The sequence below is a fragment of the Chitinimonas prasina genome (assembly GCF_030160395.1).
Classification (GTDB): Bacteria; Pseudomonadota; Gammaproteobacteria; order Burkholderiales; family Chitinimonadaceae; genus Chitinimonas; species Chitinimonas prasina.
The window spans coordinates 862,652-887,608 of record NZ_BSOG01000002.1; the positions used below are offsets into that span (position 1 = coordinate 862,652).

The 24,957-nt window shown below is 59.7% G+C and carries 16 protein-coding genes; 5 read left to right on the forward strand and 11 right to left on the reverse strand.

Annotated features, from left to right (window positions below):
• Nucleotides 1-145: 145 nt before the first annotated feature.
• Both QQK16_RS11090 and QQK16_RS11095 read right to left on the reverse strand, forming a co-directional pair.
• Entirely contained in the window at nucleotides 146-1,342 is a 1,197-nt protein-coding gene (locus tag QQK16_RS11090) for a glycosyltransferase family 4 protein (protein ID WP_284196525.1), read from the reverse strand.
• A 256-nt stretch (nucleotides 1,343-1,598) separates the two neighbouring features.
• The gene (locus tag QQK16_RS11095; RefSeq protein WP_284196526.1) at nucleotides 1,599-8,093 is read right to left on the reverse strand and encodes a putative Ig domain-containing protein; all 6,495 of its coding nucleotides are present in this window, start codon (nucleotides 8,091-8,093) and stop codon (nucleotides 1,599-1,601) included.
• A gap of 521 nt (nucleotides 8,094-8,614) precedes the next feature.
• Here QQK16_RS11095 and QQK16_RS11100 point away from each other — a divergent pair.
• Entirely contained in the window at nucleotides 8,615-8,881 is a 267-nt protein-coding gene (locus QQK16_RS11100; protein WP_284196527.1) for a PhaM family polyhydroxyalkanoate granule multifunctional regulatory protein, read from the forward strand.
• Nucleotides 8,882-8,894: 13 nt separating this feature from the next.
• Here the strand turns inward: QQK16_RS11100 and QQK16_RS11105 are convergent, their stop codons facing one another.
• From QQK16_RS11105 to putA, 4 genes are all read right to left on the reverse strand, one after another.
• Nucleotides 8,895-10,121 (reverse strand): multidrug effflux MFS transporter, encoded by a 1,227-nt coding sequence (locus QQK16_RS11105; RefSeq protein ID WP_284196528.1) that lies wholly within the window; start codon nucleotides 10,119-10,121, stop codon nucleotides 8,895-8,897.
• 199 nt (nucleotides 10,122-10,320) lie between these two features.
• Nucleotides 10,321-11,295, reverse strand: coding sequence for a quinone oxidoreductase family protein (locus QQK16_RS11110; protein ID WP_284196529.1), 975 nt, complete (start codon nucleotides 11,293-11,295; stop codon nucleotides 10,321-10,323).
• 58 nt (nucleotides 11,296-11,353) lie between these two features.
• Nucleotides 11,354-12,751, reverse strand: coding sequence for a methyl-accepting chemotaxis protein (locus tag QQK16_RS11115; RefSeq protein ID WP_284196530.1), 1,398 nt, complete (start codon nucleotides 12,749-12,751; stop codon nucleotides 11,354-11,356).
• A 259-nt stretch (nucleotides 12,752-13,010) separates the two neighbouring features.
• Nucleotides 13,011-16,124: a bifunctional proline dehydrogenase/L-glutamate gamma-semialdehyde dehydrogenase PutA gene (gene putA / locus QQK16_RS11120; RefSeq protein ID WP_284196531.1), complete on the reverse strand. Its 3,114-nt coding sequence runs from the start codon at nucleotides 16,122-16,124 to the stop codon at nucleotides 13,011-13,013.
• A 258-nt stretch (nucleotides 16,125-16,382) separates the two neighbouring features.
• Between putA and QQK16_RS11125 the strand changes: the two genes are divergently transcribed.
• A complete protein-coding gene (locus tag QQK16_RS11125) occupies nucleotides 16,383-16,853 on the forward strand; it encodes an Lrp/AsnC ligand binding domain-containing protein (protein WP_284196532.1) in 471 nt (156 codons plus the stop codon).
• 99 nt (nucleotides 16,854-16,952) lie between these two features.
• Here the strand turns inward: QQK16_RS11125 and QQK16_RS11130 are convergent, their stop codons facing one another.
• A complete protein-coding gene (locus QQK16_RS11130; RefSeq protein ID WP_284196533.1) occupies nucleotides 16,953-18,698 on the reverse strand; it encodes a M14 family metallopeptidase in 1,746 nt (581 codons plus the stop codon).
• Nucleotides 18,699-19,008: 310 nt separating this feature from the next.
• Between QQK16_RS11130 and QQK16_RS11135 the strand changes: the two genes are divergently transcribed.
• Nucleotides 19,009-20,553: a methyl-accepting chemotaxis protein gene (locus tag QQK16_RS11135; protein ID WP_284196534.1), complete on the forward strand. Its 1,545-nt coding sequence runs from the start codon at nucleotides 19,009-19,011 to the stop codon at nucleotides 20,551-20,553.
• Nucleotides 20,554-20,559: 6 nt separating this feature from the next.
• Here QQK16_RS11135 and QQK16_RS11140 read toward each other — a convergent pair whose 3' ends face one another.
• The 3 genes from QQK16_RS11140 to QQK16_RS11150 form a co-directional block, all read right to left on the reverse strand.
• Nucleotides 20,560-20,979 carry a hypothetical protein gene (locus QQK16_RS11140; protein WP_284196535.1) on the reverse strand — a complete coding sequence of 140 codons (420 nt, stop codon included), beginning with the start codon at nucleotides 20,977-20,979 and terminating at the stop codon, nucleotides 20,560-20,562.
• 60 nt (nucleotides 20,980-21,039) lie between these two features.
• Complete coding sequence (locus QQK16_RS11145) at nucleotides 21,040-21,372, reverse strand: hypothetical protein (RefSeq protein ID WP_284196536.1); 333 nt, start codon at nucleotides 21,370-21,372, stop codon at nucleotides 21,040-21,042.
• Nucleotides 21,373-21,488: 116 nt separating this feature from the next.
• Nucleotides 21,489-22,373: a LysR family transcriptional regulator gene (locus tag QQK16_RS11150; RefSeq protein ID WP_284196537.1), complete on the reverse strand. Its 885-nt coding sequence runs from the start codon at nucleotides 22,371-22,373 to the stop codon at nucleotides 21,489-21,491.
• A 108-nt stretch (nucleotides 22,374-22,481) separates the two neighbouring features.
• Here QQK16_RS11150 and QQK16_RS11155 point away from each other — a divergent pair, with 108 nt between their 5' ends.
• Nucleotides 22,482-23,213 (forward strand): CTP synthase C-terminal region-related (seleno)protein, encoded by a 732-nt coding sequence (locus QQK16_RS11155; RefSeq protein WP_284196538.1) that lies wholly within the window; start codon nucleotides 22,482-22,484, stop codon nucleotides 23,211-23,213.
• Nucleotides 23,210-23,539, forward strand: a complete 330-nt coding sequence (locus QQK16_RS11160) for an antibiotic biosynthesis monooxygenase family protein (RefSeq protein ID WP_284196539.1) — start codon at nucleotides 23,210-23,212, stop codon at nucleotides 23,537-23,539. The genes QQK16_RS11155 and QQK16_RS11160 overlap by 4 nt, the downstream gene beginning before the upstream one ends.
• Nucleotides 23,540-23,603: 64 nt before the next feature.
• Here QQK16_RS11160 and QQK16_RS11165 read toward each other — a convergent pair whose 3' ends face one another.
• Nucleotides 23,604-24,944 carry an alkaline phosphatase D family protein gene (locus QQK16_RS11165; protein WP_284196540.1) on the reverse strand — a complete coding sequence of 447 codons (1,341 nt, stop codon included), beginning with the start codon at nucleotides 24,942-24,944 and terminating at the stop codon, nucleotides 23,604-23,606.
• Nucleotides 24,945-24,957 lie beyond the last annotated feature (13 nt).

Here is a 24,957-nt window from a genome sequence, read left to right on the forward strand (position 1 = left end):
CGGTTATTCGTTCAGCCATTCCAGCATCGGTCGCCCAAGTCTAAAACCAGGGTTGGTTGACTTACTTGGTGCCTAGCATGCTGTGGTTAGCCAATAAGTAGTGGTCGCGTTACCCGTCAGGCGATAGATACTTCGCCCATCTGTGTCATGCCAGCAACCCCAACCAAGCCGCATTCCCCGCCCCTATCCCATAACCCGCCACCACCTCGGCACGGGCTTGCTTGCGCAGGGCCGTTTGGGCCTGGGGGTCGTCCAATACGGTCTGCAGCTGGGCCACCAGCGCATCGCGGTCGAAGAAGTCCACCAGCCAGCCGTTCTCGCCATGCCGCAGCACTTCGGCTACCGGTGCGGTTTGGGAACCCACCACGCAGCAGCCCACGGCCATGGCTTCCAGCAGGGACCAGCTCAGTACAAACGGGTAGGTGAGGTAGACATGGGCGCTGCTGATCTGCAGCACCTTGAGATAGTCCTGGTACGGCAGCTTGCCCAGATGGTGGGTGCGGCTGGGGTCGAGTGCTACTTCGGCGGTCAGCTTGGCGCGCCAGTTGGCGGCGTCCTTGGGTTTGCTGCCGTAGCTGACGTCGTCGCCGCCGACGATCAGTGCATGCACATCGCTGCGCTGCCGCTGCAATTGGGCCAGGGCGTGGATGAACTGGGGGTAGCCTCGATAGGGTTCGAGGTTGCGGGCAACGTAGGTAACGATCTTGTCGTGCCGGCTGAGTACCCGGCCATCGGGCAGGGTGAAGCGGGCAACGGGGTCGGGTTTGGCGACATCGGTATCCACGCCTTCGTGGATAACCTGGATCTTGTCGTGGTAGGCCTGCGGATGCAGTGATTTCTGCCAGGCGGTGGGGGCGACGGCGAGGTCGCATTGCTCGAGATTGAGCAGGTGCAAAGCATTGCGGCTGCGTATGCGGGCGCGGTCGTCCAGGCTGAGGGGGAAAGCCGGGTCAAAGCCGGCATCGGCGCCCTCGGCGTGGTAGTAGTACTCGCAGAAGTGAATGACGCGGGCCTGGGGATAGATGTCCTTGACGTAGAGCGCTTCGCCCCAGCCTGGGTGGGCGATGATGACATCGGGGCTGAAGCCCTGCTGCTTGAGCCGGGCCAGCACTTCGGCAACGGCCTGGCCAGCCAGGACGGCGTTTTCCATACCGTGCAGATAGCGATGGGTGCTGGGGTGGGCTTGCCGCTTGGGCTGGTAGCGCAGCATGCGCACGCCGGGCATGCCGGGGGCTTTCTGCTGGCCCAGGGCGATGACCTGGTTGGCTGGGTCGGCGGCCACGGCGCGCGCCAGATGCCGGAACTGTCCTGGGAAGTTCTGGTGCAGGAAAAGTACCCGCATCCCCTTTGCCGGGTGCTTCATACCGTGCGCTTTAATACCAGAATCAAACAAATCACTGCTTGTCAATGAATCACCTTCCAACAATCACTACCCGAACAGGGTTCATTCGGGCGAAAGGCGCGGAATATACAAAAATCTCCCCTTAATGGCAATCTGTAAATCACTGATTTTTCTTTAATTACTGCCAAACCCGCGCCAGCCATGGCAAAAAGAAACGGGCCGCTTCCGCGGCCCGCTCTTGTCGTATCAATACAACTTACTGCTGGGGCTTGGTCAGGAGTGGGGTATAGATATCCTGGGTCGACATACCCGCTGCCAGATTACCCATGCTGCTCGGCGCAAAGCTCGCCATGGCATCGACCAGCGAGCTGACTTGCTGGGCAATACCTGCATCGCTACGGCCAACTAACTCCATATCGTGCAGTGGCGCCGGGCGCTGGAACTCGCGTCCATCCACGCCAGCTGCTGGCAGTGCGATAGGCCCGAACGATTCGACCGGCTGCGCCTGTGTCCTCGCCGATTGCTTGGTGGCAGGCAGCAAGGCTTCCAGCTGGCTGGCTGTCAGCACTTGGCCGTCGTCGAACAGGAACTGCTCCACGCGGTTGCCCTCGGCAGCAAACCAGCCGCGCACTGTTATGCCATCGCCAGACCCAGCCAGGCGGACTTCCAGATCATTACCAGAACGGCCCACCTTCAGCTGGTTGACGGCAATGCCTTCACCAAAGTGGATCGTATCGCTGCCTTCGCCTGCCAGCTCGGTGATGACATCGAAGCCATCTCCGCGCAGGAAGCGATAGGTATCGTCGCCCTGCCCACCTTCCAGCCAATCTGCCCCTGCACCGCTGGCCAGGGTGTCATTGCCAACACCACCGAACAGCTCGTCACGGCCTGCGCCGCCTTGCAGCAGATCGTGGCCTTCGTCGCCAGTCAGCGTGTCATTACCCAGGCCACCATCGAGCTTGTCGTTGCCAGACCAACCATACAGCTGGTCGTTACCAGCCCCGCCCAACAGGGTTTCATGACCACTGCCGCCGTAGAGCTTGTCATTGCCATCGCCGCCATCCAGCAGGTTGTCACCTTCGCCGCCATCCAGCAGGTCGTTACCGGCATCACCACGCAAGGTATCGTTGCCATCGTTGCCGTACAGCTTGTCGTTACCCGCCATGCCGCTCAGGCTGTCTGCCCCGGCAGTGCCCTGCAGATTATCGGCGCCCGTACCACCAGTCAGCACCGCACCCGCGGGCGCAGCAACAGTCAGGCCCAAGCCCAGCTTTGCGGTGGCGCCCGCTGTATCTTGCGCCACGACCACAAGCTGCAGATCGCCCACACTGGCCGCACCAGGGGTGCCAGACAACTTGCGGGTAGCCGCATCAAAGCTTAGCCAGGCCGGCAAGGGGCTGCCGTCTGCCAGGGTAAAGCTTAGCGTCAGGCTATCACCGGCCTCGCTATCCACATCGCGGAAGATACCCTCTGGCAAGTAGAACTCAAACGGCTGGCCGACACGCATGGTTTGCTTTTCCAGCGTCCCGACCGCCTCAGGTGCGTGATTGATGGCCTGCACTTGCAAAGCAAAATCAAGATGCGTACTCAAGCTGCCAGGGTCCGTCGCCGTCACACGCAGTGCCAGCACGCCAGCCTGGCTATTGACGGGTGTGCCGCTCAGCAAACCCGTAGTGGCATCAAATTTCAGCCACACCGGTAGCGCGCTGCCATCGGCTTGCGAGACGGTGTACGCCAGCTTGTCGCCATCCGCATCCGCAAACAGCCCAGCGGGAAGCTGCCAGCTAAAGGGGCTCTCGGCTGTCGCCAACTGATCAACAACTTCCCCCGCCACCACAGGCGCTTGGTTGAGCTGGCTGAGGAAATGGCTGAAGGCAATCGTTTCACCTGTGCCATCAAACTGCACGGCACCAATCAGGCCCTTGCCAATTTTGTCTTCCACGCCATGGTAGTAATCCTGCAGCGTCACCGAATTGGCCACCTTGGACTGATCGTAGTGAACCACCAGACTGTTGCCGACTCTCTCCAACCGCAGGTGGGCGGGATGAGTGCCAGGGCCGAACTTGAGGATATTCTGCTCACCCGCCACGCCGGATTCAATCACCGTATCGTGGCCAGAACCGGAATACAGCTCATAGGTGTCATCACCCAGACCACCGATCAAGATGTCGTTACCAGCCTTACCTACCAGCGTATCGTTGCCGGCATGGCCCTCCAGCGTGTCGTTCGAATTAAAACCCGACAACATATCATTGCCATCAGTGCCGGCAATTGCCGTGCTAAGGGCTTCCAGACCGAAATGGCTAAGGGTATAGCGCCCGGTATCAAACACCAGCTCACTGATATAGCCCTTGCCCACGCTATCTTGCGCGCTGGTGTAGTAGTCCTGCAGCATCACCGAGTTGGCAGCCTTGGACTGATCGTAATGGACAACCAGATGGTTGCCCACGCGCTCAAGCCGGATTTGATCAGGATTAACGCCCTGAGCAAACTGGAGAATATTCTGTTCGCCTTCGGCGCCAGATTCGATCACCGTATCATGGCCAGACCATCCAGCCAGCTCATACGTGTCATTGCCCAAGCCACCCATCAAGGTGTCGCGATCGGCACCGCCATTGAGCATGTCATTACCAAGATCACCAATCAGAATATCGTTGCCATAATTGCCATATAGTGAGTCATTACCAGCATAACCCTCTATCTTGTCAGCAATATTCTCACCCGACAGTTGATCATCACCGGCCGTGCCCTTGATTACCGGGTCTAATGCGTTCAGTCCAAAGTCAGCCAGTGTGTAGCGCTCACCATTCTCAAACACCAATTGGCTGATGGCGCCATTACCGACCAAGTCATGCATATCCGCATAAAAGCCTTGTACAGTGATTGCGTCGGCAGATTTGGACTGCTCAAAATGAACAATCAGATCCAGGCCCTTGCGCTCAAGCCTGATATGCGCCGGGCTGATGCCTTCACCAAACTGCAGCACATTCTGCTGCCCCGCTGCGCCGGAATCGATCAAGGTATCGCGGGAGAAGCCCTTGTTGAACAAATAGGTATCGTTACCCTCACCACCGTCAAGGTGATCGTCAGAATCACCACCAATCAGGGTATCGTCACCCGCCCCCCCTATCAGGGTATCGCGCTCCGACAAGCCAGACAGCTTGTCGTTACCCGCATGACCCTGCAAGGTATCGCCGTGACGCGTTCCCGATAGATCGTCGTTACCATCAGTCCCGACAATCGGCGTGCGCACTCCTGTCACTTCCACTTGCATAAGCTGCTGCACACTGGCGCCCTGCTTATCCGTTGCAGTCACCAGGATATCCAGCATGCCGACAAAATCCCCTGTAGGCACACCCGAGAGTTGGAATCCCGTCGTGCCTTTTGGATCAGATTGACCAAAATTGAGCCAGGAAGGCAGCGGGCTGCCATCCGCCAGGGTGGCTGTGTAGGTGATCATATCGCCTATATCGATATCGAATGCGCAACCTGGCCCATAGCTAGAAAATTCACCGGCAAAGAAAGCCGGGACTGAGGGAAGTATAAATAGAGTTGGGGTATCGTTGATCTCACGACCCTGCAATTGAAAGCTGGTTTGGGTGCTCAATCCGCTGCTATCTGTCGCAGTGAGCACTATTGTTAAGTCACCCACCTGGGCTTGGTAAGGATTGCCTCGCAAATACTGCTGACCTGGATCGTAAGTCAGCCAAGACGGCAGGGGGCTACCATCAGCCAGCGCAAAGCTATAGTTAAGATAGCTACCGGGCTTGGTGCTGAACAAGCCTTGTGGAACAGCCCAGATAAAGCTGTCACCTTGGTCAATATTGTTGGTATCTACCACCACATCGGCAATGGTGCCGGTCAGCACGGGTGCCTGGGGCAGGAAATCAGCCAGCGTATAGCGCTCACCCGATGCAAACACCAGTTGGCTAATATAACCCGTTCCTACGCTATCTTGGGCATTGGTGTAATAGTCCTGCAGCGTCACCGAGTTGGCAGCCTTGGACTGATCGTAATGGACAACCAGGTGGTTACCTACGCGCTCAAGCCTGATTTGATCGGGAGTGATGCCCTGAGCAAACTGGAGAATATTCTGTTCGCCCCCAGTGCCTGACTCAACAACCGTATCGTGAAAAGAATATCGGTGGATTACATATGTGTCATCACCTAGGCCACCAATCAAAGTATTACTGTTGTCAAACCCCATAAGCGTGTCATTGCCGGCATAGCCCTCCAACACATAGCCACTACCACGCCCAACCATCCAATCATCACCTGCCGTTCCCTTAAGCACTTGATCCAGTGCCTCCAAACCAAAGTCTGTTAAGGTATAACGCTCGCCATTGTCAAACACCAAGGCGCTGATCGTGCCATTGCCTACCCGGTCATGAATGTCCGCATAAAAGCCCCGCACCGTTACAGCATTGGCCGATTTAGACTGTTCGTAATGCACAATCAAATCTAGGCCCTTGCGCTCAAGGCGGATATTTTCCGGGGTGATGCCCTGTCCAAACTTCAAAACATTCTGATCACCTGCTATACCGGAGTCATGAATATCATCGTGGGATGAGCCCCAATTGAGCACGTAGGTATCGCTACCCTCACCACCATACAGAAAGTCGTAGCCCTCGCCACCCACCAGGGTGTCGTTGCCCGCGTTCCCCTGCAAAGTATCGCCATGGCGAGTACCCACCAATTCGTCGTTACCCTCCGTCCCTGAAATTGGCGTGCGAACACCCACCACTTCTAGCTGCACAAGCTTCTGTAGGCTAGCTCCGTGCTGGTCGGTCGCAGTCAGCAGAATATCCAGCATGCCCACAGATTCCACCGCAGGCGTACCACTAAAATAGAATGATGATGCATCAGTTTGAGTAAAGCTAAGCCAAACCGGTAGCGGGCTACCATCGGCAAGGGTAGCGGAATAGGTCAATACATCACCTTCATCGCGATCTTGGAAATAGCCGCCATAACCCATGCCGAGCGGTTCATTGGCAAAACCTGTCAAAGTGATCGGGTTATTGCTCGCTGTAGGCGCATCGTTGATGTCACGCCCCTGCAATTGAAAGCTGGTCTGTGTGCTTAGCCCAAGGCTATTTGTCGCGGTAACCACTATCGCCAGATCGCCCACCTGTGCATCGTAGGGATTTCCCAGCAAATGGCCCTGGTGTGGGTCGTAAGTCAACCAAGCAGGCAGGGGGCTGCCATCAGCCAGCGCAAAGCTATAGCTGAGTGTGCTACCGAAAGTCGTGGTAAACAGGCCCACTGGCACCACCCAGCTAAAGCTTTGACCCTCGTTCACATTATTGGTGTCCACCACCACATCAGCGATGGTGCCGGTCAGCACGGGTGCCTGGGGCAGGAAATCAGCCAGCGTATAGCGCTCGCCAGATGCAAACACCAATGCGCTGATATAAGCCTTGCCTGTACTGTCATCAGCGCCGGTATAGTAATCCTGCAGCGTTACCGAGTTGGCCACCTTGGACTGATCGTAGTGAACCACCAAGCTGTTGCCGACACGTTCCAACCGCAGGTGGGCGGGATGAGTGCCAGGGCCGAACTTGAGGATATTCTGCTCACCCGCCACGCCGGATTCAATCACCGTATCGTGGCCAGAACCGGAATACAGCTCATAGGTGTCATCACCCAGACCACCGATCAAGATGTCGTTACCAGCCTTACCTACCAGCGTATCGTTGCCGGCATGGCCCTCCAGCGTGTCGTTCGAATTAAAACCCGACAACATATCATTGCCATCAGTGCCGGCAATTGCCGTGCTAAGGGCTTCCAGACCGAAATGGCCAAGGGTATAGCGCCCGGTATCGAACACCAGCTCGCTGATGTAACCCTTGCCCACGCTATCTTGCGCGCTGGTGTAATAGTCCTGCAACGTCACCGAGTTGGCAGCCTTGGACTGATCGTAATGGACAACCAAATGGTTGCCCACGCGCTCAAGCCGGATTTGATCGGGATTAACACCTTGAGCAAACTGGAGAATATTCTGCTCACCTTCGGCGCCAGATTCGATCAAAGTATCTTGGCCAGCTCCCAATAGCTCATACGTGTCGTTACCCAAGCCACCTAGCATCGTATCGTTACCCAAAAAACCCCGGAGCGTGTCATTACCAAGGTCACCGATCAGAATATCGTTGCCGGGATTGCCACTAAGCGAATCATTGCCTGCGTAACCCTCAATGGTATCGTCACCACCGCCACCAGTCAGATAGTCCTCTCCGCTCGTTCCCCTGATCACCGGATCCAACGTATCTAAACCAAAGTCCGCCAAAGTGTGACGTTCACCGGTCTCGAACACCAGTGCACTGATGGCGCCATTCCCAACCCGATCCTTCATATCCAGATAAAAGTTATGTACGGAGATGGCATTCGCCGATTGGGGCCTTGCGTAATGCACGATCAGATCCAGGCCATTGCGCTCCAGACGGATATGCGACGGGCTGATACCTTCACCAAACTGCAGCACATTCAGTTGCCCCCCAGCGCCGGAGTCCACCAGGGCATCGTAGGATGACCCCCAGTTAAACACATAGGTGTCGTCACCCTCGCCACCCGCCAGATAATCGTGGCCTTCACCAGATATCAAGGTGTCGCTGCCCTCACTCCTTGCATGCACATCACCGCCCGCCACCCCCAACAGGGGGTCACCCTGGTTGGTCGCCATTGCAACAACGGGTTCATCTTGCACACCCAAGGTGCGCTTCGCAGGGGAGGAATGGTCTACTTGTTGCTGTGTCATGGTCTTGATCGATATGAAATTGGTTGTTTGAAGCCATTACCCGGCCCTGCGGCAGCGGGGCTCGCGCAATGGCTCAGGAACAATGCAGTACAAAGCCGACAGCCTTGCCGGCTACCAGCGTGATGGAGATAGAGGCAGTAACTTACTGGACAGGTGCGGCAGGGCCATATTGCCCATGCCTGCCGCAATCCTGTGGAGAGTGGCTCAGAGCCACGATGACGTTCGGCGTGGACGCCGAAGAACAAACTTATTCTCCCTACACCCTTACCTGTCCGCCCTGCCTTATCGTTGCTGCAGGGTCTCTCGAACAGGGCCGTGAATATACAAAGTATCCGGGGCGCAGGCAACATACAAACCACTGATTTTGCATAGCGCTTACCCCTTGGCGGGCTGGGAATGGCTCTGAACTTCAGCCTGCCGTGTTGTATGCTTCTGGGCACATCAAGGTGTCTGTAGCCATTGTCACAGGCTTGGGCAATAACAGGCCAATACACCACTATGCCAAACCAACCGGAGCCCCCATGAGCGAAGCCCATACCCCACCCGACCCGTTTGCCATGTTTAAGCAGTTCTTCAAGCCCATGGAAGGCATGCAGGCCTTCATGCCACCCATGACAGAGGAAGAATGCGCGCGCAAGATAGCCGAGCTACGCACGGTAGAGCAGTGGCTGGCCATGCAGGTGGGCATGCTGCAGATGAGCATCAAGGCACTGGAGTTGCAGCAAGCCAGTCTGGCAGCGCTCAAGCCGCGCGACAAGCCCAAGGCGGGCGACGAACCGTCAGCCTAGGGCATGCTGCGCATCAACCCGCCATCATCTCGGGCGAGGACTTGACCCCCGCCCTTTGCGCCAGCCTCCAGGCCACCAGGCCCAGCAACGAGGCTGCCACGGCGCCCATGGCCAGGCCAGAAGGCCGCAGCGACAGCCAGGGCGAGATCGCACCGGCCACAATGGCGCTGAATGTCAGCTGGATAAAGGCCTGCAGCGATGAAGCCGTACCTCTTTCCTGCGGGTAGATATCCAGCACCAGAAGCGTCAGTGTAGGAAAAGCCAACGAGATGCCAGCACCGTTGATCATGATGGGTATCACCGCCCAGGGCCAGGCAACGGCTGGCGCCAGCAGGCAATAGGCCACATTCCCCACTCCGGCCAGCAACATCACCGCATACGCCAGCTTGACGTTCGATTCCGGGGTGTGACGGCCAGCACGGCGGCCTGACAGGTAGGCACCAGTCATCATGCCCATGATGGCTGGCACAAAGAAGTAACCGAAATCGGTGGCCCCCAGCTTGAGATGGGTGAGCACAAATGCGGGCGCCGAGGCGATATAGATGAACAGCGCCGAAAAATTGAATGAGCCGGACAGGCACAGCCACACAAAGCGCGGATTACGCAGCATGTCGAGATAGCGGCTGAACAGGGGAATGGGCTCCAGCGGCAGGCGCGCTTCCTTCGGATGGGTCTCTGGCAGCCAGCGCCAGCAGGTGGCCAGCAACACCAGGGCAAACACAGCCAGAAACCAGAAGATAGCCTCCCAGCCGAAACGGGTGCCGATGATGCCGCCGATGATGGGGGCAATGGCTGGCGCCACGCCAAACACCATGGTGATGCGCGACATGACGCGCTGCGCTTCCGGCCCGTGAAAACGATCTCGTATGATGGCCCGGCCAACAATCAGACCTGAGCCCGCTGATACCCCCTGCAAGGCACGGAAAAACAGCAGTTGCCAGATCGAGGTGGACAAGGCGCAGCCTATGGAGGCCAGTACGAACACGGCCACCCCAGCCATGACCACCGAGCGCCGCCCCAGCGCATCGGACAGCGGGCCATGCAGCAAGGACATCAGGGCATAGGCCAGCAGGTAGACGCTGATGGTCTGCTGCATCTGCACCGGGCCGATATGCAGCGCGCTTTGCATCTGCGGGAACATGGGGAACACGGTGTCGATGCTGAAGGGGCCGAACATGGCCAGCCCAGCCAATAGCAGCACAAAGCCCGCACGCGACGGTTCGGTATGGGTGGACGACATGGTGAGACAGCCTGGTTGGCAAAGTCAGACAGTGTACCGGCACCCCGGCACAACAGCCCGGCACAGTTGGTGATATGCAGGGGAACAGTCACCTTAGCGAGTCAGTAAGCATCTCAGGCAACCTAGCGCAATCTCAGATGCCTGCTCACGCCAATACTCGGTGCGACACGGATTGCCCTGCACACCAGCTGCAGCAAGCTCAGGGCAACAATATGGTCGAGCCAACCGTCTTGCGTGCCTCCAGGTCCCGGTGGGCTTGTGCGGCATCTGCCAAGGCATAGCGCTGTGCAATCTGGATGCGAACCTGTCCACCTGCCACCACCGCAAACAAGGCCTCGGCGGCCGCCACCAGCTCAGCACGGGTTGCCGTGTAGTGGCCCAGGGTAGGTCGTGTCAGGAACAACGAACCTTTTTGCGACAGCAACAAGGGCGCGATGTCGGGCACCGGGCCAGAGGCATTGCCGTAGGTCACCATCATGCCGCGTGGCGCCAGACAATCGAGCGAGCCCATAAAGGTATCCTTACCCACACCGTCATACACCACCCGCACGCCCATGCCCTGGGTGGCGGCGCGTGTCGCGGCAACGAAATCCTCGCTGCGATAGTCTATCGCCACATCGCAACCCAGGCTGCCAGCCAAGGCTACCTTGTCCGGCCCACCTGCCGTGCCGATGACAAAAGCCCCCAGCGCCTTGGCCCACTGGACAGCAATCTGCCCCACGCCACCGGCAGCTGCATGGATCAGCACGGCGTCACCCGGCTGCACCGCATAGGTGCGGCGCAACAGATACTCGGCTGTCAGCCCCTGCAACATCATGGCAGCTGCCGTCTCAAAGCTGATGCTGTCCGGCAGGCGAACCAGCTTGTCGGCCGGCATGATGCGTACACTGGCATAGGCACCCAAGGGGCCGCCCGCATAGGCAACCCGGTCGCCCACACTCAGGTAGTCCACGCCTGCGCCCAGCGCTTCCACCACACCCGCCGCCTCCATGCCCAATCCCGATGGCAGGCTCAGTGGATAGAGACCCGAGCGATGATAGGTATCGATGAAATTAAGGCCGATGGCATGGTGCCTGACCCTGGCCTGACCTGGGCCAGGTTCGCCTATGGCCACCTCGGCCAGGCTCAGTACCTCGGGATCGCCTACTTGCTTGAACTGTATTGCCAACGCCATCTTCCACCTCAAAAGCAAAAGGCCCGTGCCAGGGCACGGGCCTGATTGGATAAGCACATCAAGTCTTGAAGTAAGCCACCATCTCACGCAACTCCGCTGCCTGGTCTGTCATGGCCGTGGCCGTGGCAGACAATTCCTCGGCCGCTGCCGCATTGGATTGCATGGAGAGACTAATCTGCGAAATGCCCGAATGTATCTGTTCGATACCATTGGTCTGATCGCTGGAGGCTGCCGATATTTCCTGCACCAGCGCAGCCGTGCGCCGTATGCTGGGCACCATCACCACAAACAGCTCACCTGCCTGGTTGGCCAATCCCACGCTTTCATTGGCCAGCTCACCAATTTCGCGCGCAGCATTCTGGCTACGCTCGGCCAGCTTGCGCACCTCCTGCGCCACCACGGCAAAGCCCTTGCCATGCTGGCCTGCCCGGGCCGCCTCGATGGCGGCATTCAGCGCCAGCATATTGGTCTGATAGGCAATTTCGTCTATCACCCCTATCTTCTGGGCAATCTGGTTCATGGCCGTCACCGTGCGCCGCACCGCGTCACCCCCCGATTCGGCCTGCTCCACGTTCTGCATAGCAATGCCATCCGTGGCCCGGGCATTGTCGGTATTCTGCGCAACCGAGGCGGTTACCTGCTCCATGGAGGCACTGGTTTCCTCAACGCTGGCAGCCTGGCTGCTGCTCGACGCCGATAACGACATGGCTGCGCCGCTGATCTGCGCCGCAGCATCGCTGACCAGCTCAGTCGAATTGCGTACCTTGCCTATCACGGTCGCCAGGGTATCGCTCATATGGCTTACCGCAGCGGCCAACTGGCCGATCTCATCACGGCTGTTTACCCCCGGATTGGTCTTGAGCTGTCCCTGCGCAATTGCAGACAAGGCGGTATTGACCCTCTGCAAGGGGTGTATGACGTAACGGCGCAAGGTAAACAGCAAGGCCATCACCATGAGGAAATCCAGCACCACGATCTGGCCGATGATGAACAACAAGCGGGAATTCAATTGCTCGACGATATCGGCATTCGAGATCACCAGCTCCACCTTGCCCACGGTACGGGTGGCCCCGTTGGCGGTATAACGCAAGTCACCCACGCGCCGCACATCGTCATCCGCGTGCTTGATGGCCCCCTGCTCTATCTTGCCGCCCATATCGTGCCGCAGGCTCAGGAACACCTTGTCTTCGGCACTGACGGCAATGCCACGCACAAAGCTCCGATTGATTTCCGAGCGCACGATGCTTTCCGCCTGGGTCGCATCGAAGTTCCACACCGCTACCGGCAGGGATAGCGACAGTCTATCTAGAATGCTGGTGATAGCCACCTGCCGCTGTCCCAGCAATTCCTTACGGGTTTGCTGGTAGTTGTAGGCACCCGATGCCGCCAGCACCAGAGTGACGATGGCGACAAAGATCAGGTTCAGCTTGAGACTGATGCTTTTGAAATCGAACACGAAGCGGCCCTGAGTAGCGACGAATAATGCTTCATCCTAGCCTACGCACGTTGGCTGCCAAATATAAATGCACGTTGCCCACAAGCTATGCTGCCTAAAACTACGACGCACTCCAGGTTGGCCAGCGGCGACAGCAAAGAAATAAGGCGCGGGCACGCCCTGGTCCATCAACCAGGACGCGCACCACGCCTATTTCCTTATTCGCCTCTAGGGGCTTTTCTAACGCTTGGGTACTACGGGTTCGGACTATCGCTTAAGGTCAGGCGTGCTCACCCTCGCCACCGGCCATCAGCTTCACATTACCACCCACAGCTGCCGTATTGATGGTGAGGGTGCGTTCACAGGCAAAGCGCAGCAGGTAATGCGGGCCACCCGCCTTGAAACCGGTGCCGGAGAGGCCTTCGCCACCGAAAGGCTGCGAGCCGACCACAGCGCCGATCTGGTTGCGGTTGATATAGAGGTTGCCCACCTTGGCCAGCTTGCGTACCACGTCCACCGTGCTGTCCAGCCGTGTGTGCACACCCATGGTCAGGCCAAAGCCCAGCTTGTTGACGCGGTGTACCGCATCGGCCAGGGCATCGCCCTTGAAGCGTGCCACATGCAGTACCGGGCCAAAGGTTTCCACCGTAGGCAGCTGATCCAGCGACACCTCAAAGGCATGCGGGGCGAAGTAGCAACCACCGGCCAGCTCGGCCGGCAAGGGCGTGGTGGCAATCAATTTGGCAGTACCGGCCAGTTTGTCGCAATAGGCCTTCAGGTCACGCTGCGACAGGGTATCGATGGTGGGGCCGACATCGGTCGACAGCTGCAGCGGGTCGCCCATGCGCAATTCCTGCATGGCCAGACCCAGGCGGCTGATCACCTGATCGGCGATATCGTCCTGCACCAGCAGGATACGCAGTGCCGAGCAACGCTGGCCGGCCGAATTGAAGGCACTCATCAGCACATCGATGATCAGCTGTTCCACATGGGCAGAGCTGTCGGCGATCATGGCATTGAGGCCACCGGTCTCGGCGATCAGGCTGGCGATGGAGGAATCCCGGCTGGCCAGGGTGCGGTTGATCTTCCAGGCAGCGCCGGTCGAACCGGTAAAGGCTACGCCAGCGACACGATGATCGCCCAGCAGCTTGTCGGACAAGCCACCCGACTCACCCGGCAGGTAATGCAGCACATTGGCCGGCACGCCGGCATCCAGCAAGGCCTCGATGGCACGCATGCCAATCAGCGGCGTACGGCGCGAGGGCTTGGCAATGACGGTGTTGCCTGCAGCCAGCGCGGCAGTCACCTGGCCCAGGAAGATGGCCAGCGGGAAGTTCCAGGGGGCAATGGCAATGAAGGGGCCGCGGCCGGTCAGGCGCAGCTCGTTCGACTCACCCGTCACGCCTGGCAGTGCAATCGCCGAACCCATCAGGCGGCGCGCCTCGTGGGCGTAGAAGCGGCAGTAGTCCACCGCCTCGCGCAACTCGCCCAAGGCGTCGGGCAGGGTCTTGCCTGCTTCACGGCTCAGCAGCCAGAGGAACTCATCCTGACGTGCCTCCAACAGGTCGGCAGCCTTATCCAGCAAGGTTGCACGGCTGGCAGCAGTGGTGGCGGCCCAATCGTCCTGGGCCGCATCGGCCAGGTTCAAGGCCTGCTCGACCGCAGCAGCGTCTGTCGCCACCAGGGTGCCTATCTGGCGCTTCAGGTCTATCGGGCTGAACCGGGCCTGGGCAGCACCCTGGCGGCGTTCGCCACCGACAATGGCAGCAGCGGTGAACGACTGGGTTTCCAATGCGGCCAGGCGTTGGCGCAGCGGTTCGAGGGCGACGATATCGGTCATGGCAAATCCTTGGCTGTTGCGGCGGGGGGCAAAGACTTCGCTGGGTGCCTTTACACCAGGCGTTACGGGCTGGCGGGCAACGGTCTGAGCCGGGTTGTCGGCTATGCTTTCCAGCGGCACGCGGGTATCGGCCAGCTGGTGTACAAAAGAGGAATTGGCGCCGTTTTCCAACAGTCGGCGCACCAGATAAGGCAGTAGCGCATGGAAGCGGCCTACCGGCGCGTACACCCGGCTCGCCACCCCTTCGCGCTCGTGCAACTGGGTGTGCAGGGCCTCACCCATGCCATGCAAACGCTGTATCTCAAACTGCCGCGTGGTATTGCGAGTGGCCTCCATGATCCAAGACAGTGTCTGGGCATTGTGGCTGGCAAACTGCGGGTAGAAGCGCTCCGGGCCGTACTTGAGCAGCTTGCGGGCACAGGCCAGGTAAGCCACATCGGTATGGTGCTTGCGGGTATAGACCGGGTAGCCAGGCAAGCCATTCTGCTGGGCACGCTTGATCTCGCTATCCCAATAAGCGCCCTTCACCAAGCGTATGGGCAACACCCTTCCGGTATCAGCGGCCAGCTCGGCCAGCCAGTCTATGACATAAGGCGCGCGCTTCTGGTAAGCCTGCACCACCAGACCCAGACCACGCCAATCCTTCAGGCTGGGTTCACGCAGCAGGCGCTCATACAGCCACAGCGATATCTCCAGCCGCTCGCTTTCCTCCGCATCGATACTGAATACCAGATCGGCCTTGGCGGCCGCCTGGGCTAGGTCCAGCAGCCGGCCATACAGTTCGTTCTGCACCCGATCGAGCTGGGCAAATTCATATCGGGGATGAATGGCAGACAGCTTGACCGAGATTGATTGCCGGGCAAAACCCGTCTCGGGATCGTTGCGACGCCCCAGAGCGGCAATGGCCTCGTGGTAAGCCTTGAAATAGGCCTCGGCATCGGCATTGGTCAGCGCTGCTTCGCCCAGCATGTCGTAGGAATAGCGCCAGCGCTTGTCCGCGTTATCCAGCGCCTCCTCTATGGTCTCGCCTACCACAAAGTGGTTGGCCATGACCTTCATGCCTGCCTTCATGGCGCTGCGCAACACAGGCTCGCCCATCTTGCGCAACAGCCGGTCAAACCAATGGCGGCCCTCGCTGGCCTCGATCCAGCTGTCGGTAAACAGCAGCGCACGGCTGGCGGCACTCACCAGCCAGGTCGCTGTTTGCGAGCGACGCCAGTCGCGGCTTTCCAGCAGGTCGCGTATCAACACGTCCTGGGTATTGGTGTCCGGTATGCGCAGCAGGGCTTCTGCCAGCGCCATCAGCGCCACGCCCTCTTCACTGCCCAGGCCATAGCTCTGCAAGAAAGCCTCAAAGTGATTCTTGCTCACCGCCTGGCGTACACCCTGAGCCAGCGACAGGGTGCGCACATGCACCGCCTTTTCGCCCTGCTCATCCAGCCGCGCCAAGGGCAGCAGGCTGTTGATGGCCTCGGCCTCGTCGCGGAACAGATTGTCGCGTATGCCAGCGAAGCTGGGCAGGCTCTGGGGAAGATCGGAATAAAGTGGAGTCATGGAAACGAAACCTGTCTGCCTTTGAAAAGACCCGCGCACCGTGGTCTCGGTACGCGGGTCGGCTTGGGCACGGGCGGAGACCGGTGGGTCTCGCGTTCTTTTGGATACGCTGCCTGTCCCTGCTACCCCTCGCTGGCTAGCAAGGGGCAAGAAGAACGAAGCGCATCGTACTGAGCTACCGACCAAATGTGCCGCTATTTTTAATACATAAATCCGCATAAAATCCGGCCATATGACTTTTCACCGGATAATCCACCATTGAACCTAGATATCGACCGGATTGATCGCAAAATACTGCGCGAGCTGCAGGATGACGGCCGCATTGCCAATGTAGACCTTGCCAAGAGAATTGGCCTGTCGCCCACGGCCTGCCTGGAGCGGGTGAAGCGACTGACACGCGATGGCTACATCCTGGGCTACGGTGCCCGCCTTAATCCGGAAAAACTCAGCGCCGGGCTGCTGGTCTTTGTAGAAGTACTGCTGGACCGCACCACGCCCGAGGTGTTCGAACGCTTCAAGCTGGCAGTGACAGACCGGCCAGAGGTACAGGAATGCCACCTGGTGGCAGGTGGATTCGATTACCTGGTCAAGGCACGGGTGCGCGACATGAGGGCTTACCGGGATTTCCTGGCCGGCACCTTGCTCAGCCTGCCCGGTGTACGCGAGACGCATACCTATGCTGTGATGGAAGAGGTCAAGGAATCGGGCACCATCCATATCCCTCCATGAAAACCCCGAGGCCCTGCTGCCCGGCAAAGCAGCGGCAGGCAACCTGCCAAAAAAATGCCCGCTGTTCACACAGCGGGCATTTCTAGACTACGCCTCAAATCAGTTTAACTGCAGGAAGGTGGCCGTCACAGCGCCCCAGCTACCCGAAGCATCACGCGAGCGCACATACACCAGATGCTTGCCCAGGCTCAGGCTGCTGGTGCTGATGGTGGCGCGTATGCCCTCGGTCTTTGCATCGAAGCTGCCATCCGTTGCCGTCATTGCCCATGGCACCGCCCCTGGTGCCCAGGGCGGGGTGTCGATGTAATACTCAGCCGCCGCGATATTCTGAGTGGCCTCGGTACCATTGCTGTTACGGAAGCGGATATCGGTGGCCGAACCGGTCAAGGTCACCTGAGTCCCCCTAGGCACCCCTGTCGTCGCCGCCGTCCCACTCAGTGCCACCGTGGTCACATCCGGCCCTGCCGGGGTGATGTAAGGCGTACGCACTACCTTGGCGGCATAGATCAAAGCCTGCAGGTTCTGCGGTTTGATGGTGCTGTTGAAGGTCGTGCAGCTTTGGAAGAACGATGTACCCAGCTCAAATGTAAACGCCGCCACCCCCAGTTCGCCGTAGCTAATGGCATCGCTGGTGCCGTCCGTGGGATAGAGGCCCACCGACTGTTGCGGCGTGTAGTTATTGAAGTAGGCAAACTTGCGCCCCAACGTCTGCAGGGCCGTTCCGTTAGGCGCCGCGCTGGAGCGATCACCCCAGGGCCATAACACCAGTTGGCTGTAGCTATGGATATCAAGGTGGATGCCGCTGGTGGTGGCAGGTGCGGCATCACCGACATTGGGGCCACGCGAATCCGGCCAAAGGGTACGCACATAGGCCTCAATCGCCTGGGTCTCAGGCTCGGACGCCGGTGCGGGCCCACGATAAGTGTCATTGCACTGGCTGCCACTGGAGCCGGTGCCGCCAGTGGAGTTCCAACTGTGGGTGAAGTTGCGGTTCAGGTCGGCCCCACGGCTGTTGCTGGTCGCCCCGCAATAGGCCTGGTTGGTGTTCTTGCGCCAGGACAACCCGGTCTCTGCCCGCTTGCGGCCATCGGGGTTGGTATGCAGCAGCATGTGTATCTCGTGGTGGTCCAGTAGCCAGGTGGCATCCGCATTGGTGCCATAGCCGTTTACCAGCCAGCGGGCGAACTCCAGCACCAGCGGTGCGGTGGTGTATTCGCGGGCATGGATGGCCGAATTGATGAACAGCTTGGGCTTGCTGCCCGTCACGGCACTATTGGTCAGCTTCAGCACGCGCATATCGTAGCCGCCCAGCCCATTCTTCTTCTGCCAGGAGTCACCGATATCGCTCCAGCTGGCCAGCGTGGGCTTGCTCGCCACAAAACCCTGTGCTGCGGTAAAGGTTTCCTCAACCGTCTCATAGCAGCTGTAGCCGGGTATCGAATACAGGTTCACATCATCGGCCGGCTGCCCCTTGGCCATGCGCTGGCGCATGAGCTTCTGCACCTGCCCCAGCACCTGCTTGCGCTGCGACATGAAACGCTCGGCCGGCTTGATACGGAAACCAAACTGCCGCAGCTTGCCGATGTCCTCGCGGTTGAGCTCCATCACCAGGAAGCCACTCTCGTAGTTGGCCTCCAGTACTGCATGGTGGAAGGTAATGGCCGCCTTGCGGGCCAGTTCCAGCGAGGGAAAGTGGGCCTCATAGACATTACCGGCAGATTTATCCTCCTCCAGCATGTCCAGCACGCGCAAGCCCTGCCCCATTGCAGCCGAGTCATGCGCCGAAGCCAGGGGCGCAGCACAGGCCAGGACAGCAGCGACACATGCAATATTCTTGTACGACATTGCGTTTCTCCTTTGTTGTTAGCACTGCGTAAGTAGCACCAGAGAAGGTCCTTCCTGGCACCCTGCTTGCCGCCACGCCATCCCGGATCAGGTTGCCTGGCACAAGTACGGTAAGCCGCTACCTGCACGGCTGATTTGGTTATCAAATCAGCATGCGCGAGGATTATTTTTTTGCTGACTTTTCAGTGCCTTCCGACATAAAGTCCCATGGCAATGTCACAAGTTGTTGCATGCACGCAAAGAACAGGAAAGCCTTGCCTTCGCGCCAGCCTTTGCCAGACTGATTAAATAATCCCGTCAGGTCGTCATCATGCAGCCTCCCTCCTTACGCCGGCGCTTCTGGCTGGTTGGCATCTGCGTCAGCCTACTGGCCTGCGGTCTGTTGGGCCTGGCCCTATGGCATATGCGCAGCCTGTCCGCCACCATCGATGCCACCCTGGCACGAAACCTGGCCGCCAATGAAAGCTTGCTGCTGCTGGAGAACGCCCATGTGCATTTCAAGATTCAGGTGCAGGAATGGAAGAACATCCTGCTCAGGGGTAGCGACCCGCAGATGCTGGAACGTTACCGCCGCCAACTGATGCAGGAAGGCGAGCAGACCCGCAAGCTGCTGGCTCTCCTGGAGGAGCGTTGGCGCAATCAGGGACGCGAGGCCGCCACCATCCAGCAGTTGATCAACAGCCAGCGCAGCGTAGAGGCACGCTACCTGCAGGCCTTGCAAGCACAGGATCCCGCCCTGCCCTTCAATGGGCAGTTGCTGGATCAACAACTGGTCGGTGTTGACCGTGCCCTGACCCAACGATTGTTTGAGCTGGTCAGCAGGGAGGAAGCCCGCTTCAACCAGCAGCTTGAGCAGGGGCGGCGGGATATCGCCGGCAACGCGGCGGCAGCCAGGATGCAATACTTCTGGTGGGCACTGCTGGGTGCAACAGGCATCAGCCTGCTGCTGGTCTGGATAGGTCGCTGGCTGTTTCAGCTACTGGGTGGCGAGCCAGCCTATGCTGCACGCGTGGCGCATGCCATCGCCGCAGGCGACCTGAGCCAGCAGATCGGCTCGCCCGGGCAGCGACTGGGTTCCAGCCTGCTGGCGGCCATGCAGGACATGCAGACAACGCTCAACTGCCTACTACTGGAGGTCAGGGAGTCGGCCGAACAACTGGCTGATGCTGCCAGCCAGGTGGGCACAACTGCCACCATGGTGGGCAGTGCCACCAGCGAGCAGGCTGCCAGCCTGGAGCAGACCAGCGCAGCCATCGCCGAGATCGGCAGCACCTCACAGCATAGCGATGACCAGGCCCAGATGGCCGCACGTATCGGCCTGCGCACAGCAGAGGTAGCACAGAGCGGTGGGGATGCTGTGCGACAAAGCCTGGCGACCATCCGCGCCATTGCCGACAGGATCAAGGTGATCGACGAGATTGCCTACCAGACCAATATGTTGGCCCTGAATGCCGCCATAGAGGCCGCCCGCGCCGGGGCCGCGGGTAAGGGTTTCGCTGTGGTCGCGGGTGAGGTACGCCGGCTGGCCGAGCACAGCCAGAAGGCTGCCCGCGAAATTGGAGAACTGGCTGAACATAGCGTGGAGCAGGCAGCATCCGCTGGCAAGGTGCTGAACGAACTGGTGCCGGAAAGCCAGGAGACCGCCAAGCTGGTTTCCGCCATTGCGAAAGATACCAGTGAACAACGTGGCAGCCTGCAACAGACACAAACAGCCCTGGGCCAATTGTCACAAGGCGCGCAGCAAAATGCCTCGGCCTCGGAGGAACTCTCTGCCATTGCCCATCAATTGCATGCGCGTGCAGACGACCTGCATGCCTTGCTGCTGCGCTTCAAGCTGACGAACAAACCAACCTGAGCATCATCAAACCCGCCTGGCGCCGCGCAGTACCAGATAAGCCGCATAGAAGAAGAACACGGCGAACAGGCCATCACCCGCACCATAGACGGCATAGAACATCCCAGTCAGCGGCGCCTGGGCAAACAGTACCGGCAAATCTGCCCCATTGTTGGACAGCCACAGCAACCAGTTGCCCAGGTAAAGCAGCTTCTCGACGCCAAACACCAGTAGCAGCCATGGCACCTGATCATACTGGCGCCAGATGGAGGCATAGGCCGCCCCCCACAGCATGATGGCAAAGAGCCCCAGAGTGGAGAACACCTCGGGGTCCGGCTCGCTCAAGCCGGCATTGCTAAACCCAGCAGAGAAAACCAGAACGCCCAGTATGTTATACGCGCCCGCCAAAAGCAGGCCGCGGCTGATCAGCGGGTGGGGGTGATTCATGAGAGGCTCCATCCATCACAAGACCCTAGCGTAGCACCTGCCAGTCCAGCCCGGCAGCGATCATTCAAACAAGAAAGCCCCCACAATGCCGACAAGGAAGCCAAGCAACACGCCCCAGCTTGCCAAGCGGCCAAGCACCTGCCAGCGGCGGGGAATGAGAAAGCACAAACCAACACAGAAGAACCCCACACCCAGACTCAAGACCTGCCAATGGTAAGGGTCACAGAAAATCGCGGTGCAGTACCGGGATGGCCGCCATGGCACAACGCCCCAGTACAGCAGCATGATGAACATACCCAAACCACCCACCAGCAAACCAAGCAGGACGCGCCCCCCCGTCGGCATGGGTTTTGGCAGGGTGGACAGTCTTTCCTCCGGTTCCAGCTTGCGCATATGGCGCCACTCCACGCTTGGTATCGACTCGGCATAGCCCAAGACAACTTGCTTTGTGCCGATACCCCAGCCTAGCCGTTCTGCCCAGCTGTACCAACGACACCCAAACAACCATGTCAGTGGCGATTGACCACCAGAGGGTGGTAGGAAAGTACCATGTGCTCAGCCAAGGCTTCCATCAGCACCGATACCGAGCGCAACGCCCGGCAATCGGGCCGTGTCAGCAGCCAAAGCTGCGTCGTGCAGCCGGGCAATGGCGGCGTCAATGCTTGCAGGTCCTGCGCGATCAGAAAACCCGGCAGCACGGTCAGGCCCAGGCCCGCGCGCGCCAGACTGGCGGCCGACAACAGGCTGTTGCAGTGAAACCGCGGCTGCACGCCTGGGTAGTGCTGGCGCCGCCATTGGACGGACGCATGATCAGGCAAGAAGTCATCCGGTGCTATCCAGTCCATCTCCGGCCAAGGCCTGTCGCCCTGGGCACGCAGATAATCGGCATGGCCGCATAGCTGATAGGGCACCTCGCCCAGGCAGCGGCCCACCAGATGCTCGGGAGGTGTACGGGTCAGGCGTAGCGCCACATCAGCCTCGTGCCGGCTCAGATTGGCAAAATCGTTGGAGGCAATCAACTCCAGCCTCAGCGCCGGATACTTCGGCATAAAGCGCGCCAGCGCTGCTTGTAGTAATCCATGCAAGACGGTATCGGTACAGGTCAGCCGCACCGTACCACTGACGATGTCCCTCTCCTGCAGCACTGCCAGCTGGGCCGCCGCCAACGCCTGCTCGGCCCGCTCTGCCTGCTCGGCCAAGCGCAGGGCCACCTGCCCCGGCAAGTAGCCCGATCGGCCTTTCTCGAACAGGCTGCTACCCAGGCCTTGCTCCAGCCGGCGTATGCCCCTGAACACTGTGGTCACATCCACCTGCAGCAATGCTGCCGCCCTGGCCAAGGTGCCGCCACGCACCAGCGCCAACACCAACATCAAGTCGTCATGACTCAGTTGCATTGCACGGTCGCAATCACTTTTTGCAAATACGCCAATATTCATTGCACCCACGCAAATATAGAGTGGTTCGCATCACGCCAGCAAGCGGCGTTTTCTCAAGGACAAGCCATGTTGCATACCCCGCCTCTCCGCATTGCCCTGGTAGGCGACTATCAAGGTCAGGTTATTGCCCACCAGGCCATTCCCCGAGCACTCGAACTGGCTGCATTGGCACTGGACTGTGATCTGGCCCCCGTCTGGTTGCCCACCGACACACTGCGCCAGGCCAGCGATCTGGACGGCTATGCCGGCATTTGGTGCGTACCCGCCAGCCCCTACCGCAGCACTGCAGGTGCACTAACCGCAATACGCCACGCCCGCGAAACCGGCACACCGTTTCTCGGTACCTGTGGCGGCTTTCAACACGCCGTGCTGGAGTACGCCCGGCATGTTCTGGGCTGGCATGCGGCAGACCATGCCGAGACGGCACCCATGGCTGAGCTGGCGGTTATCAGCCCCTTGAGCTGCGCCTTGATCGAAGAAACCGGCCTGGTACAACTGCGAGCGGGTAGCCGGCTGGCTGCTGCCTACGGCACCCCCCATGCACTGGAAAGCTACCACTGCCGCTATGGCATCAACCCAGCCCTGCAAGCCAGCCTGCTAGCGGGGCCGCTGGTCGCGGTGGCGCATGATGCTGCGGGCGAGGTACGGGCCGTCGAATTGACCAATCACCCCTTCTTTATTGCCACCCTGTTCCAGGCCGAGCGTGGCGCACTGCAAGGGCGCCTGCCGGCGCTGGTCGCCGCATTTGTGCGTGCCTGCCAGCTCAAGCAGACACAGTACGCGGTGCAGCCCGCATGATCGCCACTACCCCACCCTACTATGCCGTGATCTTCAGCAGTCGGCGTAACGATGCCGACCAAGACTACGCCGCCACAGCTGAGGCCATGGTCAGACTCGCCACCCTGCAAGCGGGCTTTCTGGGGCTGGAATCGGTACGCGATGCCGATGGCAGCGGCATTACCGTGTCGTACTGGGAGAGCGAGGCCGCCATCGCCAACTGGCGCCGAAACGCGGAGCACACCCAGGCACGGCAACTTGGCCGGGCGCAGTGGTATGCCGCGCTCAGCGTGCGGGTTGCCAGAGTGGACCGGGCCTATGGAACAGATTTGGACCCACCGGCATAGTGTGCCCATAGGCAAACAGCCAGGGTGTAGCCCTGGCTGTTTGCCTACTCATGCCACTAGACCTTCAGGGCTTGGGATGGCGCAGGGCCTGTGCTTCCAGCACATGCTCCCACTTCTGCTCGCCCAGGTCGTTGATCACCTTCAGCACCAGGCGGCGCTCCTTCTTGCTGCCCTCAAAGCGCAGCTGGCAGAAGTTACGTTCTCCCATGACCACGGTACCCGGCACCACGCCAGGCCGGTTACGCAGCTTCTCGTCGGCATACACGCCCGAGGTCAATGCCGAGCAAGTCAGATCATGCAGCGGATAGCTGCCCGGCCGCTCCAGCTTGCCCAGCTCGCTACGATGGACATCGCCTGACAAAAAGATCACGCCGTCTATCTTTGCCTCGGCCAGAAACTTCAGGAAGTCCTCCCGCTCGGCCGGGTAGTCCACCCAGCTATCCCCACGCGGGCTCCTGCCCAGCATCTGGCTACCGCCTGCAATCACCTTGAATGGCGCAGTGGAGGCCAGCAGGGCATTCTTCAGCCAGTTCATCTGGGCTGGGCCGAACATGGCGCGGTTGCTGTCGGTCAGGCGATAGTCATCGCGATACCAACGGTTATCCAGCAAAAAGAAATCGGCATCGTTGTAGCTGAAGGTACTGAAAGCCCCCGGCACGTCCGGCAGGCCGTAGCTGGGGTTGGCCCAGTAGCGCTGCTGCAGCTTGAGCGCCTCGCCCTTGAAGACAAAGCTCTTGTTGCTGTCATTGGGGCCGTAGTCATGGTCATCCCAGATGGCTGCATGGCCGCCCACCTGCAGGATTTCCTGCAGATAACCCTGGCTGCGGTCACGCTGCCAGCGATAGGCCATACCCGCCGGGCTATCGTAATCAACCTCACGGTAATACAGATTGTCGCCCAACCACACAGTCAGATCCGGCTTTTGCGCCGCCATGGTCTTGAAAATGCTCAGGTGGCGATCACCATAGGGCTTACCCGGCCGGTCATAGCCTGGCTCGTTGCCATAGTTGCAGGAGCCCGCCAGCACGGTGAAGTCCGGCGCGTCGGTACGCCACTGCCACAGCGCCTGGGTAGCAAAGCCATAGACCTTACCCCCCGCCGCCGGCTTGTCGTTCAGCACCACCCGGTAGCTGTAACGGCGGCCTGGTTCCAGCCCAAACACGGTGATATGGCCGGCATATTGCGCCTCGGCCGTCAGGGCCAAAGGCGCAGTACGGCGCTTGGCGCCCTGGGTGCCCTCGGGCCAGTACTCTACGGTGGCGCGGCTGGCACCATCGGCTTGTAGCCAGAGCGTCACTCCACGCAGCGTGGGTGGCCCAGCCATGGGTCCGGCGGTCAGCTCGGCTGCGTAGACCGGTGCTGCCAGCAGGCTGGCCAAAGCCAGGGAAAACAGGGATTTCAGCATGCGTTTCAACCTC